Below are 17,796 nucleotides of genomic sequence, written 5' to 3' on the forward strand. Positions count from 1 at the left end.
ATTTCACCAAATCCAACGCCAAACCAATAAGTAAACGTTTAGGTATAACTATAGGTGAATAGGGATGAAAGCGAGAATTCAATTGCCACCTTATTAAGCCCTTTGCGACACTGCGAGCTTTTTGTCCGCCAAGAGGGGATAAACCGTGGCATCGGCGCATTTTTCCTTGCCTTCATTTGTCATAAGAGGTGTAATTACTCCTCTTAAAGTAACCCCATAAAATGAGTAACTACGAGACATGTTAAAGATCTATAACTCGCTCACTAGACAGAAAGAGGAATTTACACCCATCCAGCCTGGCAAAGTAGGCATGTACGTCTGTGGGGTTACCATTTACGATTTGTGTCACATCGGCCATGGCCGTACTTTCGTGTCGTTCGATGTGATTTCTCGCTACCTGCGTTATTCGGGTTATGATTTGACATTTGTCCGTAATATCACTGACATCGATGACAAAATCATTAAGCGTGCGGCAGAAAATGGCGAAAGCTGTGATTCTCTGACCGAGCGCCTGATCGGTGAGATGCACGCTGACTTTGATGCGCTAGGCATGAAACGCCCAGACATTGAGCCACGTGCGACAGCTTACATTGCAGAAATTGTTGCCATGTGTGAGCGCCTGATCGAGCGCGGCTTTGCTTATGTTGGCGATAACGGCGACGTGATGTTTGAAGTCAGCAAGTTTGATGAGTACGGCAAACTGTCCAAACAGGATCTTGAGCAGCTGCAGGCAGGTGCCCGTGTTGATGTTGAAGCGGCTAAGCGTAGTCCGCTGGACTTCGTGCTGTGGAAAATGTCCAAGCCGGGTGAACCGACGTGGGAATCACCATGGGGGCCTGGACGTCCGGGCTGGCACATTGAGTGTTCTGCAATGAACTCGGCTATCCTTGGCGACCATTTTGACATCCACGGTGGTGGCTCTGATCTACAGTTCCCGCACCATGAAAATGAAATTGCCCAGTCATGCTGCGCAACAGGTTCACAGTATGTGAATACCTGGATGCACAGTGGCATGGTCATGGTTGATCGCGAGAAGATGTCCAAGTCTCTGGGTAACTTCTTCACAATCCGCGACGTGCTGGGCTATTTCGATGCTGAAACCGTTCGTTACTTCCTGATGTCAGGCCATTACCGTAGCCAGCTGAATTACAGTGAAGATAACCTGAAGCAGGCTCGCTCTGCACTTGAGCGCCTGTATACGTCACTACGCGGTCTTGACGTACAGGTAGCTGCACAAGGCGGTGAAGAATTTGTCGCACGCTTCAAAGAAGCCATGGATGATGATTTCAATACGCCAGAAGCCTACTCGGTACTGTTCGATATGGCGCGTGAAATTAACCGCCTGAAGTCTGATGACGTAGCCGCGGCTTCAGCTCTGGGTGCCCGAATGCGTGAGCTGGCTGATATCCTTGGCCTATTGGCTCAGGAGCCAGAAGCGTTCTTGCAAGGTGGTGCAGGTGAAAGCGATGATGTTGCTGAAATCGAAGCGCTGATCCAGCAGCGTTTGGATGCCCGTGCAGCAAAAGACTGGGCAGCGGCCGACGCGGCTCGTGACAAGTTACTGGCAATGGATATTATCCTGGAAGATGGCCCGCAGGGTACGACTTGGCGTCGTAAGTAAAAACTCCCTCAGCGAACAATAAAAACCGGAGCCATTGGCTCCGGTTTTTTTATCCCTAGCGACAGGTGGCGTCACGATAGTGAAATAACAGAACAATACACTTTAGGCATAAGGCTTTTACCTGGTTTTCATGCGAACAATTAAATCTGATCTAACATCACCATTCGAAAACAAAATGTTCCAATTCGACTGTTTTCGATCACGTTTAGAGCAATAGGTCTAAAATGATTGTTCAATACTGATTACTATGCTTTTCGTTGTATAACCCAATGATGCTTTCGTTCCCCCGATGAAAAGCATCGATTGCTAAGGATGATAATAATGAAAAAAGTATGGCTTGCTGCTGCAATTAGCAGCTCACTGCTTGCACCTTCTGCCCTTGCTCTACCAACCCCTGACACCGATAAAATTGTGGTTGCCCACCGTGGTGCCTCGGGTTACCTGCCCGAGCATACCCTACCAGCCAAAGCAATGGCTTACGCCATGAAGCCTGACTATATTGAGCAGGATGTGGTGATGACCAAAGATGACAAGTTAGTGGTACTGCACGATCACTACTTGGATCGCGTAACGAATGTGGCTCAGCTGTTCCCTAACCGGGCCCGTGAAGATGGCCGGTTTTATGCGATAGATTTTACCCTGGCAGAGATCAAGCAGCTGAGCGTAACAGAAGGCTTTAATATCAAAGACGGCAAGCAAGTCCAAGGTTTCCCTGAGCGTTATCCAATGTGGCAGTCTGATTTTAAAGTACCTACTTTTGAAGAAGAAATTGAGATGATCCAGGGTTTGAACAAATCATTGGGTTACGACATCGGGATTTACCCTGAAATCAAAGCACCATGGTTCCACCGCTATGAAGGTAAAGATATCAGTAAAGCGGTGCTGAAAGTCCTTAAGGATTACGGTTATACCAATAAAGAGAGCAACGTCTATCTACAGACATTTGATTTTAATGAGCTAAAGCGTATTCATGATGATCTAATGCCTGCAATGGATATAGACGTGAAGCTGGTTCAGCTGCTTGCCTACACCGACTGGAACGAAACCATGGTGTATGACAGTAAAGGGCAGGCACAACCTTACGATTACGACTGGATGTTTGCCAAAGGCGGAATGGAAAAAATCGCCAAATATGCCGATGGCGTTGGCCCGTGGAAACCGATGGTTGTCTCGGATCAATCAACCAAAGGGAATATCAAGCTAACAGGCTTGGTGAAAGCGGCTCACCAGCAAGGCATGCAGGTGCATCCATATACTTTCCGTGCTGATACCGGCCGTATAGCAACGTATGCCAATGACTTCAATGATATGTTGGATATTTTCTACAATACGGCCAATGTTGACGGGGTATTTACAGATTACCCAGACAAAGCCGTTGACTACCTATCATCACAAACCAATTAATTACTATTTATAGCTAGATAGTAACGATAAGGCGGCGCAGTTCTCTGCGCCGCTTTTTTAATACAAGCGACTTTTCGGCTAGACATGTTCCGGCAATTCAGCACCGCATTTCTTACAATAATTCGCATCGGCTTCATGACCGCTGGTGGAGCAGTTGAGACAGCGGATCAGATCTCGCTGTACTTTCATTTCCTGGCTAAGCTCTGCGGTAATAATGCCCGTCGGTACCGCTAGGATGGAGTAGCCAAGCAGCATGGTAAAAGCGGCCAGCGTTTTGCCAAGGTCTGTTTGCGGTACGATATCGCCATAACCGACAGTGGTAATGGTCACGATAGCCCAGTAGATACTTTTCGGGATACTGGTAAAGCCATTGTCTGGCCCTTCTATGACAAAAAGCAACGCGCCCAGCACGGTGACGAGAATAGCAACAGTACTAAAGAAGACGAGGATCTTTCGTTGCGCCATCAATAAAGAGCGCAGCAAGATATTCGAATCCTTGAGGAACCGGGCCAGTTTTAATATACGGAATATCCGCATAACCCGGATCAAACGGACGATCAGCAGATAGTTAGAACCGGGGAACAGGAAGGCGATATAGCTCGGAAGAATCGCAATCAGATCAATCACCCCATAGAAGCTCCGGGCGTAAGCCCATGGTCTCGGCGAGCAATATAGGCGGGCGATATATTCGACAGTGAATAGTAGGGTAAAGACCCATTCCATGACAGAGAGGAGATGGGAGAACTGGGTTTTGACATCTTTCATCGAAGAGAGGATCAATACTAGTTCAGAACATAGGATAGCGATGATCAGGACAATATCGAAATACTGCCCGGCTTTTGTCTGGGTACCAAATATCACTTGATAGAATTTTTGCCGAGTATTGAGTGTAACCATAACGCCCTGAATTCAAAGATAGCTGCCATACCAGATAGGATAATGAACAATCAGGAGGGTTACCAGTTACCGGCAGTAAGTACCTCGCCAAAATAGGAAGGGGAGGTACTTTTGTGAGTTCACTGAACCAGTTTTTGCTTAGTCTGGCAGCGTTGCTATCAAGCCAGGCCCGGGAATAGTGCCCGTAGGCCATTGGCGATAAACTCAATCCCCAGAGCAGCCAGGATCAGGCCCATTATACGGGTGATGACGTTGATACCGGTCTGGCCAAGAAAGCGAACAATAATCGGGGCTGCCCGGAATAACATCCAACAGCAAAAAGCAAATGTAACGATAGTGGCTGCGATACCTAGTGTACTGGCCATGCCTGGGTAGCGGGAGCCATAGACAATCGTGGAACTGATTGCACCAGGGCCAGCCATTAGTGGCATTGCCAGCGGAACCACGCCAATTTGTTCACGGCTGATGGATTCCGACTTTTCCTGCTTGTTCTGCTTATCTTCACCCAGTTTACCGCTCATCATCGAGAAAGCGATAGTTAGCAGCAGCAAGCCACCGGCGACACGAAATGAGTCGAGGGAAATGCTGAACATGTCTAGCAGGAACTGGCCGGCTAACAGTGAGACGGTCAGAATAACGGTAACGGCAATATTGGCGGTATAGGCTGTCTTGTTTCTTTCCTCGGCATTCATATGGCCGGTGAGTGAAACGAAAATAGGCATAATGCCGATAGGGTTGACGGCAGCAATCAGGCCGACAAAAAATTGTAAGAAAATGGCGATTTCGATTGTTTGCATTGCGGGATCATCTAACAAACGTAAAAAATAAGAAGCTAACTTCCTCCTCTTTAACAGATAGGCACATAAAGCTAAGACAGGATTTTCTAAGAAGTAGATAGCGAAAGCCGTAGGGATGGAATTTTGCTACCGGATCAGACTGTCGTGTATTTATATGGCGTCCTGTTATTTGGCGCTACTGTAAGCGAAAGAATGGCGTTGCACCAATTAAAAAATGTTATCTCTACCCTTATTAATAATTATCGGTGAATTTGATGTTACGCCGCTGTAAAGCAAGAGAGTTTTGCATTACTCTTAATGGGTGTTCGATGTGCCACAAAATATGCAACAGAACTGATTTTTCTTGTGAGCTTAATCACATTTCATGTCAAATATGATCAAATATGTAGGTTTGTTACGTAATATTCGTTGCCTGTAAGTGAGTCTGAAAGAGGGGTTTTCTTAAAGTGCAATCCTTTTACTCACAATCTATGAACTTAATGTATTGATTTTACATGAGATCTGTCTGATTTTGACAAAAAGTACTCCTATGGGGTTACAAGTGATCTAAATCAATTTTTTTCAAGGCATGAAATAATATAATCAGTTTTGAAAGCAATTTACTAAGTATGTGTGTTATCGGGTTGTAAGAGTAGGATTGCTCAGTACCGGTAACCGAAAGGATTTAAGACGTATCCTTACTAAAAAGTTTTCAATATTAAGTTAGGAGTTAACTATGCCTGTAACAAATATGGCTGAACTAGATGCAATGGTTGCCCGCGTCAAAGCTGCTCAGAAAGAGTTTGCAACTTTCTCTCAGGAGCAAGTTGACAAAATCTTCCGTGCTGCTTCTCTAGCCGCGAACAACGCGCGTATTCCTCTAGCTCAACAGGCTGTTGCTGAATCTGGTATGGGTATTGTTGAAGATAAGGTTATCAAAAACCACTTCGCTTCAGAATTTATCTACAACAAATACAAAGACGAACCAACTTGCGGTATTTTGGAAGAGAACGAAGAGTTCGGCACCATGACTATCGCAGAACCAGTAGGTATCATTTGCGGTATCGTACCGACAACAAACCCAACATCTACTGCAATCTTCAAATCTCTTATCTCGCTTAAAACACGTAACGCGATTATTTTCTCGCCACACCCACGTGCTAAAAACTCAACTAACGATGCGGCTAAGCTAGTACTTGATGCAGCTGTTGCTGCCGGTGCACCAAAAGACATCATCGGTTGGATTGACCAGCCTTCAGTTGAGCTTTCAAACGCGCTGATGAAGCACGATGACATTAACCTTATCCTTGCGACTGGTGGTCCAGGTATGGTTAAGGCGGCTTACTCTTCTGGTAAACCAGCTATCGGTGTTGGTGCAGGTAACGTTCCTGTCGTTATCGATGAAACTGCTGACGTTAAGCGTGCGGTAGCTTCTGTGCTGATGTCTAAAACGTTCGATAACGGTGTAGTGTGTGCTTCTGAGCAGGCAGTAATCGTAATGGACGAAGTCTACGACGAAGTGAAAGAGCGTTTCGCATCTCACAACGGTTACGTACTGTCTAAAGCAGAAGCGGACAAAGTTCGTAAAGTTCTTCTAATCGACGGCAACCTGAACGCAGCTATCGTTGGTCAGCCAGCAACTAAAATCGCTGAGCTAGCTGGCGTTAAAGTACCTGCTGACACTAAGATCCTTATTGGTGAAGGTGTTGAAGTTAAGTACGAAGATGAGTTTGCTCACGAGAAATTGTCTCCAACACTGGGTATGTTCCGCGCGTCTTCTTTCGAGAACGCAGTAGAGCAAGCGGTAACTATGGTTGAGATTGGCGGTATCGGTCACACATCTGGCCTGTACACAAACCAAGACGTAAACCAAGACCGTATCAAGTACTTCGGTGACAAGCTAAAAACTGCACGTATTCTTGTAAACATCCCGACGACTCACGGTGGTATCGGTGATCTTTACAACTTCAACGTAGCGCCTTCTCTAACTCTTGGTTGTGGTTCATGGGGTGGTAACTCTATCTCTGAGAACGTAGGTCCTAAGCACCTTATCAACAAGAAGACAGTAGCGAAGCGAGCTGAGAATATGTTGTGGCACAAACTACCAAAATCAATCTACTTCCGTCGTGGTAGCCTTCCAATCGCAATGAGCGACCTAGAAGGTAAGAAACGTGCATTCCTAGTAACGGACCGTTTCCTATTTAACAACGGTTATGCTGATGATGTTGTTGCTCTTCTTAAAGCGCAAGGTATCGAAGTTCATACTTTCTTCGACGTAGAAGCAGATCCAACGCTATCTGTTGTTGAGAAAGGTGCTGAAGCAATGAAGAGCTTCCAGCCTGACGTAATTCTTGCTCTTGGTGGTGGTTCTCCAATGGATGCCGCGAAGATCATGTGGGTTATGTACGAGCACCCAGAAACGCATTTCGAAGAACTAGCAATGCGCTTTATGGATATCCGTAAGCGTATCTACAAGTTCCCTAAAATGGGTAAGAAAGCTGAGCTGGTATGTATCACTACTACATCTGGTACAGGTTCTGAAGTTACTCCTTTCGCGGTTGTTACCGACGACAAGACTGGTGCTAAGTACCCACTAGCTGACTACGAGCTAACTCCACAGATGGCTATCGTTGATGCGAACCTGGTTATGAACATGCCTAAGTCGCTAACAGCGTTTGGTGGTTACGATGCAGTTACTCACGCACTAGAAGCTTATGTATCTGTTCTTGCTAACGAATACTCTGACGGACAGGCTCTTCAAGCGCTTAAGATGCTTAAAGAATACCTACCTTCAAGCTATGCGAACGGTGCTAACGACCCAATCGCTCGTGAGAAAGTACACAACGCAGCAACTATTGCTGGTATCGCGTTTGCGAATGCCTTCCTGGGTGTGTGTCACTCAATGGCTCACAAGATTGGTGCTGAGTTCCACCTACCGCACGGTCTTGCTAACGCACTGCTTATCTCTAACGTTGTACGTTACAACGCGAACGATAACCCAACTAAGCAAACTGCATTCTCTCAGTATGACCGCCCACAAGCGCGTCGTCGTTATGCAGAAGTTGCTGACCACCTAGGTCTGTCTAAAGAAGGCGACCGCACAGCTCAGAAGATTGAGCGTCTACTAGCATGGCTAGAAGAGCTTAAAGGTGATTTGGATATCCCACTGTCTATCCAGGCTGCAGGTGTTCCAGAGTCTGACTTCCTAGCGAAACTAGACGAGCTATCAGTAGAAGCGTTTGATGACCAGTGTACTGGTGCTAACCCTCGCTACCCATTGATCAGCGAGCTGAAAGAAGTACTGACAGCGGCTTACTACGGTAACGCATACGTTGAAGGTGAGACTTTCGAAGGTACTACTGTTATCAAGAAATCTGAGAAAGAAGCGGTAGTTGCTGAAAAGCCAGCTAAAGCGAAGAAAGAAAAAGCTACAGCATAATCATTTGTTATAGCTAGCGCACTTTTAAGCCCGCCACTTTGGCGGGCTTTTTATATCCTTACCCCGCCTCCGCTTCTATCATCCGCCCGTTAAAATAATCATTAGCGACAATGTATTCTGCGCTTCTGACTATTTCATACTGCAGTGGCTGGCTAAGCAAATTCCCTTGTGAGTGATTGCTTTCGCGGTCAAAGGTCAGTGGTACAACCCCGCCGACTCGGATATTAAATTCGGCCAGCTCTTTTGCCCAGCTTTGTGTCAGGCCTGAAATCATGGCTTTCGAGCCATTATTGATAGGCTGGTGGGTGTTGATTAGGTTAGCAGCCAGGTTGACAATCACGCCTTCGCTGTGGTGCTCTCGCATGTAGTTAGCCGCCTGTTTGCCAAAAATAAAGAAGGGCGTTGCCCCTTCCGACATCGAACGGCAAAACTGATCGACGGAAGTAGGGCTGAGCAGCATCGGTAGATCTGATCCCAGCCAATAGTTGACCAGGACATCAATAGCCCCAAAGTACTGGTGGACATCATTAATCAAGCTTGCAATGGATGTTTCATCCTGAGCAGCTAGCAAGAAAGGATGTGAATCTCCCCCTGTGGCAAGACAGGCTTGTTGTGTTTGCTGCAAGCGCTCAGCTTCGATATCAACTAGGGCTAGTTTTGCGCCTAGTGATGCGAAGTGGAGTGAAATCGCTTTGCCCATTGGGCTGCCAGCGGCAGTAATTACAATGACAGATTGCGCGATATTCATGACTCGTTCTTTCCCCCGTTTGTACCGGATGGTGCGCTGCTGTTATGGCAGTTTCCGGGCACTCTGAAAGTAAAAGGTGTCATCATTTGGCCATTAGTTGGTTTAGGAATTTATGAATGCCAAATTTCAGTTAATTTCAAAGTTACGCACTTGGCCGATAAATCGATCAACAAGCAAATGAAAAATACAATTTAATAGTGAAGCTTTGAGCCGGGATTAACTGTGAAAAAGCGCCCAAATCGCCTCAAACCGCCAGTAAATGTTAGTAAATTGTGAGCAGCGTGCTGCTTGGGGGTAACAAAGCTATGATGGTTGTCACGAAATAAAAATTACTGTGAGCGAGTCGGAACTAGATTGCAATTTAGGCGGTTTGATACATTTCAGCGAAGCGCTTGGCATGGATCAGTGACAGGTATAAATCCTGCGGAGAGGCCTGAATTGTTGCATCTTCTTTGGGGGGGAGCATTCGGCGCTCATGGCCGGAAAGGTTGTGATACACCTCTTCTGGCATCCCTTTGGTCCCTTGTGGTGGGAAGGTGAGGGCCGTGGGTTGTAATTCGTGGAGCAGGCGGGCGTCAGAAAGCCCGCTGCTATGAAAGACCTTGGCTTGAGCCGCACCATTATCGTAACAGTGCTCGGTGGTGCTCAGTGGCTGCGGATCCTGTAATTCGAAGTAGGCCCGCAGCTCTGTTTCGGTTTTCCCTGGCTTGGGCAGGGCGTCAACCGGGATAGTTTCCAGATGATCCGGAGACAACATCGCCAGCATTAATGCAAAGTCAGCCCGGCGTCCGCCTTCAACCGCGTGGTTGAGGTTGCTGCCTAGCTGCACTTCATTAATGAGTTGCGCTTTGTCTAAAGTATGGATTTGCATTTGCGGCTGCATCTGTAAATAAAGAGGCTCCGGTTAGTGATACCTCTTTATCGGATCGACCCGTAAGAACTTTAGCAGTATTTTTACATCGGTTAATTCAAACCTTCGATAGCACGGCGCATTCGTCGCAAGGCCTCATCCAGAATTTCGCTGCAGCAGGCAAAATTTAACCGTACAAAATCGGCGTTGCCAAAATCAGCGCCTGGCGATAGCCCGACTCCGGCTTGTTCGAAGAACTTAAAGGGGCTGGTAACAGGAAGTGCCGAGGCATCAATCCATGCCAGGTAGGTTGCTTCGATGTGATGCAGTTTGAGAAATGGCATAGCATTAATTTCCTGCTCCAGCTTATCCCGGTGCTGGCGGAGAAAATCCAATTGGTGTTCTAGCCATGGTTGGCAGCTTTCATATGCAGCTTGTGCTGCGGTATAAGCCAGTACGTTCACGTCCGGGACAATACCCGCTTTGGTTTTCATAAACCTGCGGCGTAATACCGGGTTGGGAATGATAGCCATTGAGGCACCCAGCCCGGCAATATTGAAGGTTTTGCTCGGGGCGATCAGGGTGACGGAGCGCTGTGCGGCACTGTCCTTGAGGCTAGCAAAAGGAATATGTTTGGCTTCTTTATCTAAGATTAAGTCGCAGTGAATTTCGTCAGCACAAACATACAGGTCGTTCTGCTCGGCAAAGCTAAGCAATGCCTTGAGCTCGTCCCGACGGTAAACGGTGCCGCCTGGGTTGAGCGGGTTACAAAACAGCAGCAGCTTAGATTCTGGAGTAACGGCTGTCTGCTCTAGATCCATCAGCCAGCGTCCGTTTTGCAGCGTAACAGGGGAAGTAGCAAGAGAACGCTTGGCCAGTTTGACGGACGATATGAATGGGGGATAAATAGGCTTGGGGCTTATCACGCCCTGGTGGTCCCCAGAAAGTGCCCTGACGGCCAGGTTAAGCCCGCATACGAGGCCAGGCAAGTAAACAATCCACTCCGGTTCAATTGTCCAGTTATAGCGTTGTTGCATCCGTTCAACCAGCAGCTCGGTCAGCCGTGGTGGCGGATAGCCATAACCAAAAATACCGTGATCAACATGCTGGTGCAGGGCTTCGGTGATTGCATCCGGTACTCGAAAATCACTGTCTGCCACCCACATCGGCAGAATATCTTTGTCTTTGTACTTGTTCCATTTAACGCTGTTGCTATTGGCGCGATCGATGTGTTGATCGAAGAGCTGGTATGGGGAGTGAACTGTCATACTGATTCCATTCAGGGGGCTGTCGGCTGCTACTATCTTATACCAATCTACTTATCCAGATTGGTATTTGAACTGAATTTCAGATGTAAAAAAGCCCTGACGATGAAGTCAGGGCTCTTGATGTCGCTCATGCTTTAGAACGAAGGCTTTGTACCAAATTGCTCGGCGGCATAGGCCACCCGCTCAGCTGGCGTTGGTGGTGTGTTAGGCGTGCCAAGGTTTTCGATATGGTGCAAGCGGGGCAATAACCCACACCCATTAGCGGTCTGGATCGCCAAACCGGGGCGAGCATTGAGCTCAAGTACCATTGGCCCTTGTATTTTATCAAGAACCATGTCGGTACCCATGTAGCCGAGCCCTGCCATTTCCCAGGCACTTGCAGCCAGCGTCAACAATGTACGCCAATTGGGCACCGCTAGTTCACTCAGTAGTCTGCCTGTGTCGGGATGGCGCTCAACCGGGTGGTCAAACTGTACCGCCCGAATCGCTTTACCTGTGGCGATATCGATCCCGACACCAACAGCACCCTGGTGGAGGTTGGCTTTACCGTCCGAGGCTGCCGTTGAACAACGCATCATGGCCATCACCGGGTAGCCTTTAAAAACGATAACCCTAACGTCTGGCACGCCTTCGTAACTGAAGCCATCAAAGACGTCATCAAACTGGATCAGGTTTTCAACCATCGCAACGTCATTCTTTCCCCCGAGTGAAAAGAGCCCTGCCATAGTGTTATTGATATGACGTTCGACATCTTGCTTATTGATTTCAGCCCCTGATGGTTTGGTGTAAATACCATCTTTATGTTTGACAATAACTAAAATGCCCTTACCACCAGAGCCCTGTGCCGGTTTGATGACAAAACCCGGCCAATCCTTCACCATATCGTGAATTTTTTTTACGTCGACCTGGCTGTCAATCACACCAATCAGCTCAGGCACGGTAGCCCCTGCTCGCTGGGCAATCCGTTTAGTTTTCAGCTTGTCATCTACCAGCGGGTAAAGGCTACGGTCATTGTAGCGGCCGATGTAGCTATGGTTGCGCTGGTTCATTCCCATAATGCCACGTTCACGCAACTTGAACGGAGAAGTAAACTGTGAAAACAGTGACATAGTTTAATCCTCTATAAGTGGTTTAAAGCGGCGAAGCTCACTCAGGCGATAGCCGGTGTAGTTACCCAGCATTAGGATCAACGCCAGAATAACCAGCTGTATACCAATGAAGTTAAAGGTCAGGTGACGAACTAGGCCGTTAGTCATTGCCAGGTAAACCAGTACGGCTGTCAGCAGCGAACCACCACCTTGGATCAGGACTTCTTTGGCACCTTCTTCTTCCCATAGGATCGACATACGTTCGATCGTCCATGACAAGATGATCATCGGGAAGAAGGTAATAGAAAGGCCTTCAACCAGCCCGATCTTGAAGGCGACGACGGTAAATACCGAGATGATCATGATAACCGTGATGATAACGGCAGATATCCTGGCCACGAGAAGCAAGTTAAGCTTCGACAGGTAACTTCGAATAACTAAGCCGGTACCGACAATCAGCAGGAAGCCAAGAATACCGGTGACTAGCTGGGTCTGAACAAAGGCAACGGCGATCAGCACCGGCATGAAGGTACCGGATGTTTTCAGGCCGACAATGATCCGCAGGAACACCACCACTAGGGCGCCGATAGGCACCAGCATGATAGTCTTGAACATCGCCTGCTCTTCAACTGGCAGGCTATGGATAGAGAAGTTCAGCAGATCCTCTGCCTGGACTTTTTCACGGGTAGCCTGTTGTGGGGTGATGTCCTGGGCGATGATCGAAAAACTGATGTTGGAATTGCGTCCGCCAATCACATCAAGCAGGGAATGACCTTGCTGGTTCCAGACCAGGATATCATCAGGTTTGCCTTCCTGACCGCTCTGGAGATCAAACAGCTGCCATTTTATACCGTCCCAGACTTCAACCATCAGGTTGATGCTCTGACGGCGTCGACCGTCTTCGAGGAGTAAACCGCCAACGATACGGGCGTGGATATTCTCCAGTGACAGCAAGTTGATAATGGCCTGTTCACGGCTTAGGCTGTTAAGCAGCAGAGAGGCATTCTGGTTAGACTGATCGTTAAACTGCTTGATGAGCTCACGGGTTAGGGTGATATTGTCTGATGACAGGTTTCGTGCTTGGGTCAGCAGGGCTGTGGCTGCTGTTTGCTGCGGATTGTCCAGGCTGACAGAGACGGTGGCGCCTTTAGGCGGCTCAGAAGTGTAACTTGCCAGCTGATCAACCAGCATCTGGGTTTTGTAGTAGAGGATTTGCTTGCCGGTGGCTTCCCGGATTGACCATTCAGCTCGACGACCTTTGTCGGTGTCAATCAGTGCGACGCCATAGCCCGGTGACGATGTGCTTTCATCGATGAGGGTAAAGCCCTGCTGGGTTTCAGGCGCCGCCATTGACACTTTGACCGGATCACCAATCGCATTAAACTCGATACGCGCTTCGAGCTCCCATAACGCACGCTCTTCGCCTGGCGTCCATGGCACACCGTATACATCATGACGGTACATGCTCAGTGCAGCCCCCGCAATGACGAGCAAGGTGATTAAAAAATAAAACGGGATTCTTGACGTCATGACATCCTCATCAATTAATTATTAATTATTAGTTATTTGTATTTTTTGCTCATTCATTCCCTGAACGAATTTTTTACCGACATCGACTAGGGCGATATCTTTGAAGAATTCTCGACCTAACAATACTGGGTAGGTCATTTGGCTACGGTCTGCAAGTGTAAACTGGGCTTTTTCGTGTAACAGGCCTAATCTTACCCAAGCTTCAATGACCGGACGGCGCTCAGCTTGATCAGAGGTTGACTGGCGCACCTTTACCCAGCGAACAACGGGTGCCTCGACAACTTCAGCGTTTTCACTGTTTTTGTCGAAAGTATGGTTTAGGTTGAAGCGGGCCCACTCTTTTCCGTCACGCTCAAAGATCTGAATATCGACCGCATTGAGGGAAGAAGTCGTTGCACCAGTATCGATTCTGGCTTTGAAGAATGACTGTATTGAGTCTAGCCAAACCCACTCCTCTTCGCCTAAAATCACTTTGCCATGAGCAACTTTGGTGTCAACAACAGGCTCAAGAACTGTGACGGCTTCCTCTTCTTCTTCAACAAATGCCCCTATTGCCGCAGCATCCTGAACGGGAGGTTGTGACAGTTCTTCCGAAATTGATGATAGCTCTTTTTCTAGATTAGCAATATATTCATTTTGTTGATCTATTTGCTGAATCATGGTGGCAAGTTGGAAATTAACGCGGTCTTCCATCGTGTTGATGGCATCCATCGTTTTTTCATGATTATTTGACTGCGTAAGGGTGCAGCCGGAAAGTATAGCTAAAGTGAATAATGGCACACAGCGGCGAAGCATTATGTCTCCCAGAAGTACTTCTTATTTTTCTATAGGAGGCGCTAGTTTAACGTACAAAAAGGGATGCGAATAGCATCCCTTGTCAATAGTTAGTCAGGATTTCTGGCCACCAGGACCGCACGTCTAGGGGCTGGGTAACCTTCTATTGTTTTGCTTGGATCTTGAGGGTCCAAATATTCAGGCAGTGAATTATTAGTCATCCAATCGGTTGAACGCTGTTCGTCGGTAGTTGTGACACATTCATCCACAATACGGACATCCACAAAGCCACATTTTTCCATCCAGACTTTCAGGGCTTTCGCCGATGGGAAGAAGTAGACGTTGTGCATCTGGGCATAACGGCCAGTCGGGACTAATACGTCGTTTTCATCGCCGTCGATGACCAGGGTCTCGAGAAGGACTTCACCATCTTTGCGTAGCTGGTTCTTCAGCTGGATGATGTGATCCAGCGGAGAGCGGCGGTGGTAGAGCACGCCCATGCTAAACACGGTGTCGAAGGCTTTCAGTTCAGGTAGCTGTTCAATACCGAGCGGAAGCAGGAAGGCACGGTTGTCCTGGCCCATCAGGCGGCGAATAGCTTCAAACTGGACTAGAAACAGGTTCGATGGGTCAATACCTACCGTTAGCTTTGCGCCTTCGCCTAGCATCCGCCACATGTGGTAGCCGTTGCCACAGCCCACATCGAGTACAGAGCGGCCTTTCAGCGGCGAGAGGTGGGGCAGGACACGATCCCACTTCCAATCGGAGCGCCATTCGGTATCGATATGAATACCGTGCATGTTGTACGGCCCTTTGCGCCAAGGGTGAAGCAGGCGAAGTAGGCTTTCCAGGCGTTTTTGTTCACCGTTGGCAATACCATCTTCATAACGGACACTGACTTCGTTTTTGAGATCGATAATATCCGGCTTAGCCGTTGGGAATTTTTGCAGGGCACGCATCCAGCGGCCCATGTCGCCATGCTCGGCCGTTTCCCAGTCACTTAACTGCTTAGGCAGCGTATTGAGCCAGGGGCGCAGGGTTTCGTGTTGGGCAATGAGTTGATAGAACTCAGAAAAACTAAACATAGTGGAACGAACTACCTTATTTAATGGCGAACATTGAGCCGAAGTTGAAGCATTGGAACCAGACTTCAGAACTGCTGAAACCGATATTGGCAAAGCGCTGCTTATGGGTGTCGATGCTGTCCGGGCGCATGACATTTTCAATGGCACTGCGCTTTTGGCTGATTTCCAGCTCGCTGTAGCCATTGGCACGTTTGAAATCATGGTGGAGATCGATCAGCAGTTCATGGGAACGCTCATCGTCAAAAATGTATTTTTCAGATAGGATCAGAATACCGCCCGGACGTAGCCCGGCATGGATTTTTTCCAGCAGTGTCTGGCGGTCTTCCGGTACCAGAAACTGCAGGGTAAAATTCAGCACCACAACCGAGGCATCCTTGATATCAACATCGCGGATATCGGCTTCGATAACCTCTACCGGAGTATCAGAACGGTAGGCATCAATGTGCAACCGGCAACGCTCAACCATGGCGGCAGAGTTGTCGATGGCGACAATTTCACAGCCTTCCTGATTGATATGGCGGCGCATCGACAGGGTCGCAGCCCCCAGTGAGCAGCCCAGATCATAGATTTTGGAGTGTGGTTTGGCAAAGCGCTCGGCCAGCATACCAATGGCAGAAATGATGTTGCTGTAGCCCGGTACCGAGCGTTGGATCATATCTGGAAAAACTTCAGCAACGCGTTCATCAAAAGTGAAATCACCGAGCTTTTCAATTGGCGCAGCAAAAATATTGTCTTGGCCTGCCATTCTCACGAACCTCTTAAACGTAAAATAACTGGGATCCCTGGATTCAAATCAGGTGCTCCATCACCGAATATACCCAAACCACCTCAATATACGAGATTCAGAGCTTCCACTGGGGACTCTATTCGAACGAAATATGTGTAGGAATGTGACTCCTTTCAAACACATTTTGTGAAGAAGAGATTTTCCAGTGGAGCTCCCAAAGGGCGAGTTTCATTGGTTTTTACTCTGTGTTAGCCATTATCAAAATAGAACCACTATTCATTCAAATGGCTGCCTTGACTAAAAGCCAATGACGTCTCGCTGAAGCCTGTATATTGAGGTGGCTTGGGTATAAAGGTCGCGTATTGTAGAGAAAATGCGGCCATTTGTCTTTAGTGATTTCTGATTAGTTATATTGCCGGTTTCAGGGGGCCCTGCGTAGGTTAGAGCAAGTCGAACTGCGGGCTGGCCTCTGGCCCTGGCGGGAGTTTGATATCAGGGAGTGGGATCATTTTCGCTACCTGTTGCTGTAATTGCTGGTACAGCCTAACTGCCAGCTCGGGTGCCTGGTTGTTATCGGGAGTGTGGATAAACAGGTAAGGCTGCTTGCCGTCATCTAGCCATGAAGGCAGGCGCTTGAGCCAGTTGGAAAAGAAAGCGTCATTGCTGAGATCGTCAGGATGGCCGATAAAACGGATCATAGGATTACTGGCTGTCGCAATGGCATGAACCGGTACGTGCGGTTTTTTTTGATGGGCATCAATCACCGCCTCGGTCGTTGGCGGGGCGGCGAATACCGGGCGGCTGTCCATAATAATGCGATTGACCTGTTTGTCGACAAGCAGACGGTTTAGCGCCTTTTCTTCATCTCCCTTGGCAAAGAAAACCGGGTGGCGGACCTCGACCGCACAGGTGAGGTGTTTAGGTAGTTTGCACAGGAACTTTTCAAGTGCCGGTAGCGCCTCTGGCCCAAAGTGGGCGGGCAGCTGGATCTTCCAAAGTCCGACTTTTTGCTCCAGTGGGCCCATGACGGAAAAGAAATCAGCCAGCAGCTGATCACAGTGCATTAGCTGGCTCTGGTGGGTGATGGTCGATGGCAATTTGAAGGTAAAGCGGAAATCATCCGGTGTTGCGTCATGCCATTTCTTAACCGTACTGATAGCCGGGGTGGCATAAAATGTTGTGTTGCCCTCTACGGTACCGAATACCTCTGCGTAACGGGCAAGGCGATCTCCCGTCTTGCATCCAGCCCCGTACAGGCTTTGCTGCCAGTGATTGTGTGACCACATGGCAAGGCCGAGCATCAAGGGGCGGGTAGGAGGTGTTGGCATAATCAAAACCACGTATCTAATTGAAATTAAAGCGATGGCTAACTAGCCCAGAAATACGCTCATGGCCTATTGTGAATAGTTTGTTTGCGTCAGGTCAATCATCTAGCAAAAGAATAGGGGATTTTTGCTTGATTTCAGGCCGCGACTTTTCCTACATTGACGTTTTTGCTTTATAATACCTCGTTATTTTTGCCTCTCGGCCAGTGTTAACCCTTTATATCGGATAAAGATTGAACAGTCTGGGCCGGGATTGATTGAGCC

Annotated in this window: 14 protein-coding genes; 3 read left to right on the plus strand and 11 right to left on the minus strand. The window is 48.1% G+C overall.

Features of this window, described 5'->3' with window-relative positions; all coding sequences use genetic code 11:
* Positions 1-238 precede the first annotated feature (238 nt).
* Positions 239-1,621 carry a cysteine--tRNA ligase gene (gene cysS, locus AC51G0_RS05185; RefSeq protein WP_496300998.1) on the plus strand — a complete coding sequence of 461 codons (1,383 nt, stop codon included), beginning with the start codon at positions 239-241 and terminating at the stop codon, positions 1,619-1,621.
* Positions 1,622-1,942: 321 nt separating this feature from the next.
* On the plus strand, positions 1,943-3,025 hold the full coding sequence (gene glpQ, locus AC51G0_RS05190; protein ID WP_496300999.1) for a glycerophosphodiester phosphodiesterase: 1,083 nt from the start codon (positions 1,943-1,945) through the stop codon (positions 3,023-3,025).
* A 78-nt stretch (positions 3,026-3,103) separates the two neighbouring features.
* Here the strand turns inward: glpQ and AC51G0_RS05195 are convergent, their stop codons facing one another.
* Both AC51G0_RS05195 and AC51G0_RS05200 read right to left on the minus strand, forming a co-directional pair.
* A complete protein-coding gene (locus AC51G0_RS05195) occupies positions 3,104-3,922 on the minus strand; it encodes an ion transporter (protein WP_496301000.1) in 819 nt (272 codons plus the stop codon).
* Between the two features lie 158 nt (positions 3,923-4,080).
* Positions 4,081-4,719: a YchE family NAAT transporter gene (locus AC51G0_RS05200; protein ID WP_496301001.1), complete on the minus strand. Its 639-nt coding sequence runs from the start codon at positions 4,717-4,719 to the stop codon at positions 4,081-4,083.
* Between the two features lie 715 nt (positions 4,720-5,434).
* Between AC51G0_RS05200 and adhE the strand changes: the two genes are divergently transcribed.
* Positions 5,435-8,137, plus strand: coding sequence for a bifunctional acetaldehyde-CoA/alcohol dehydrogenase (gene adhE, locus AC51G0_RS05205; RefSeq protein WP_496301002.1), 2,703 nt, complete (start codon positions 5,435-5,437; stop codon positions 8,135-8,137).
* A gap of 58 nt (positions 8,138-8,195) precedes the next feature.
* On the opposite strand, the gene AC51G0_RS05210 is transcribed toward adhE, so the two are convergent.
* From AC51G0_RS05210 to AC51G0_RS05250, 9 genes are all read right to left on the minus strand, one after another.
* Positions 8,196-8,885 carry an SDR family oxidoreductase gene (locus AC51G0_RS05210; protein ID WP_496301003.1) on the minus strand — a complete coding sequence of 230 codons (690 nt, stop codon included), beginning with the start codon at positions 8,883-8,885 and terminating at the stop codon, positions 8,196-8,198.
* Between the two features lie 361 nt (positions 8,886-9,246).
* On the minus strand, positions 9,247-9,756 hold the full coding sequence (locus AC51G0_RS05215) for a VC2046/SO_2500 family protein (RefSeq protein WP_496301004.1): 510 nt from the start codon (positions 9,754-9,756) through the stop codon (positions 9,247-9,249).
* A gap of 92 nt (positions 9,757-9,848) precedes the next feature.
* Positions 9,849-11,003, minus strand: coding sequence for a MalY/PatB family protein (locus tag AC51G0_RS05220; RefSeq protein WP_496301005.1), 1,155 nt, complete (start codon positions 11,001-11,003; stop codon positions 9,849-9,851).
* A 134-nt stretch (positions 11,004-11,137) separates the two neighbouring features.
* Positions 11,138-12,112, minus strand: coding sequence for an alpha-L-glutamate ligase-like protein (locus tag AC51G0_RS05225; protein WP_496301006.1), 975 nt, complete (start codon positions 12,110-12,112; stop codon positions 11,138-11,140).
* Positions 12,113-12,115: 3 nt separating this feature from the next.
* Positions 12,116-13,621 carry an inactive transglutaminase family protein gene (locus tag AC51G0_RS05230; RefSeq protein ID WP_496301007.1) on the minus strand — a complete coding sequence of 502 codons (1,506 nt, stop codon included), beginning with the start codon at positions 13,619-13,621 and terminating at the stop codon, positions 12,116-12,118.
* A gap of 21 nt (positions 13,622-13,642) precedes the next feature.
* On the minus strand, positions 13,643-14,416 hold the full coding sequence (locus AC51G0_RS05235; RefSeq protein WP_496301008.1) for an ATP-dependent zinc protease family protein: 774 nt from the start codon (positions 14,414-14,416) through the stop codon (positions 13,643-13,645).
* Positions 14,417-14,505: 89 nt separating this feature from the next.
* The gene (cmoB, locus tag AC51G0_RS05240; protein WP_496301009.1) at positions 14,506-15,480 is read right to left on the minus strand and encodes a tRNA 5-methoxyuridine(34)/uridine 5-oxyacetic acid(34) synthase CmoB; all 975 of its coding nucleotides are present in this window, start codon (positions 15,478-15,480) and stop codon (positions 14,506-14,508) included.
* Between the two features lie 16 nt (positions 15,481-15,496).
* A complete protein-coding gene (cmoA, locus tag AC51G0_RS05245; RefSeq protein ID WP_496301010.1) occupies positions 15,497-16,225 on the minus strand; it encodes a carboxy-S-adenosyl-L-methionine synthase CmoA in 729 nt (242 codons plus the stop codon).
* A 422-nt stretch (positions 16,226-16,647) separates the two neighbouring features.
* Positions 16,648-17,535 (minus strand): DUF72 domain-containing protein, encoded by an 888-nt coding sequence (locus AC51G0_RS05250; protein WP_496301011.1) that lies wholly within the window; start codon positions 17,533-17,535, stop codon positions 16,648-16,650.
* Positions 17,536-17,796 lie beyond the last annotated feature (261 nt).

It is taken from the genome of Photobacterium sp. HL06, assembly GCF_059552575.1.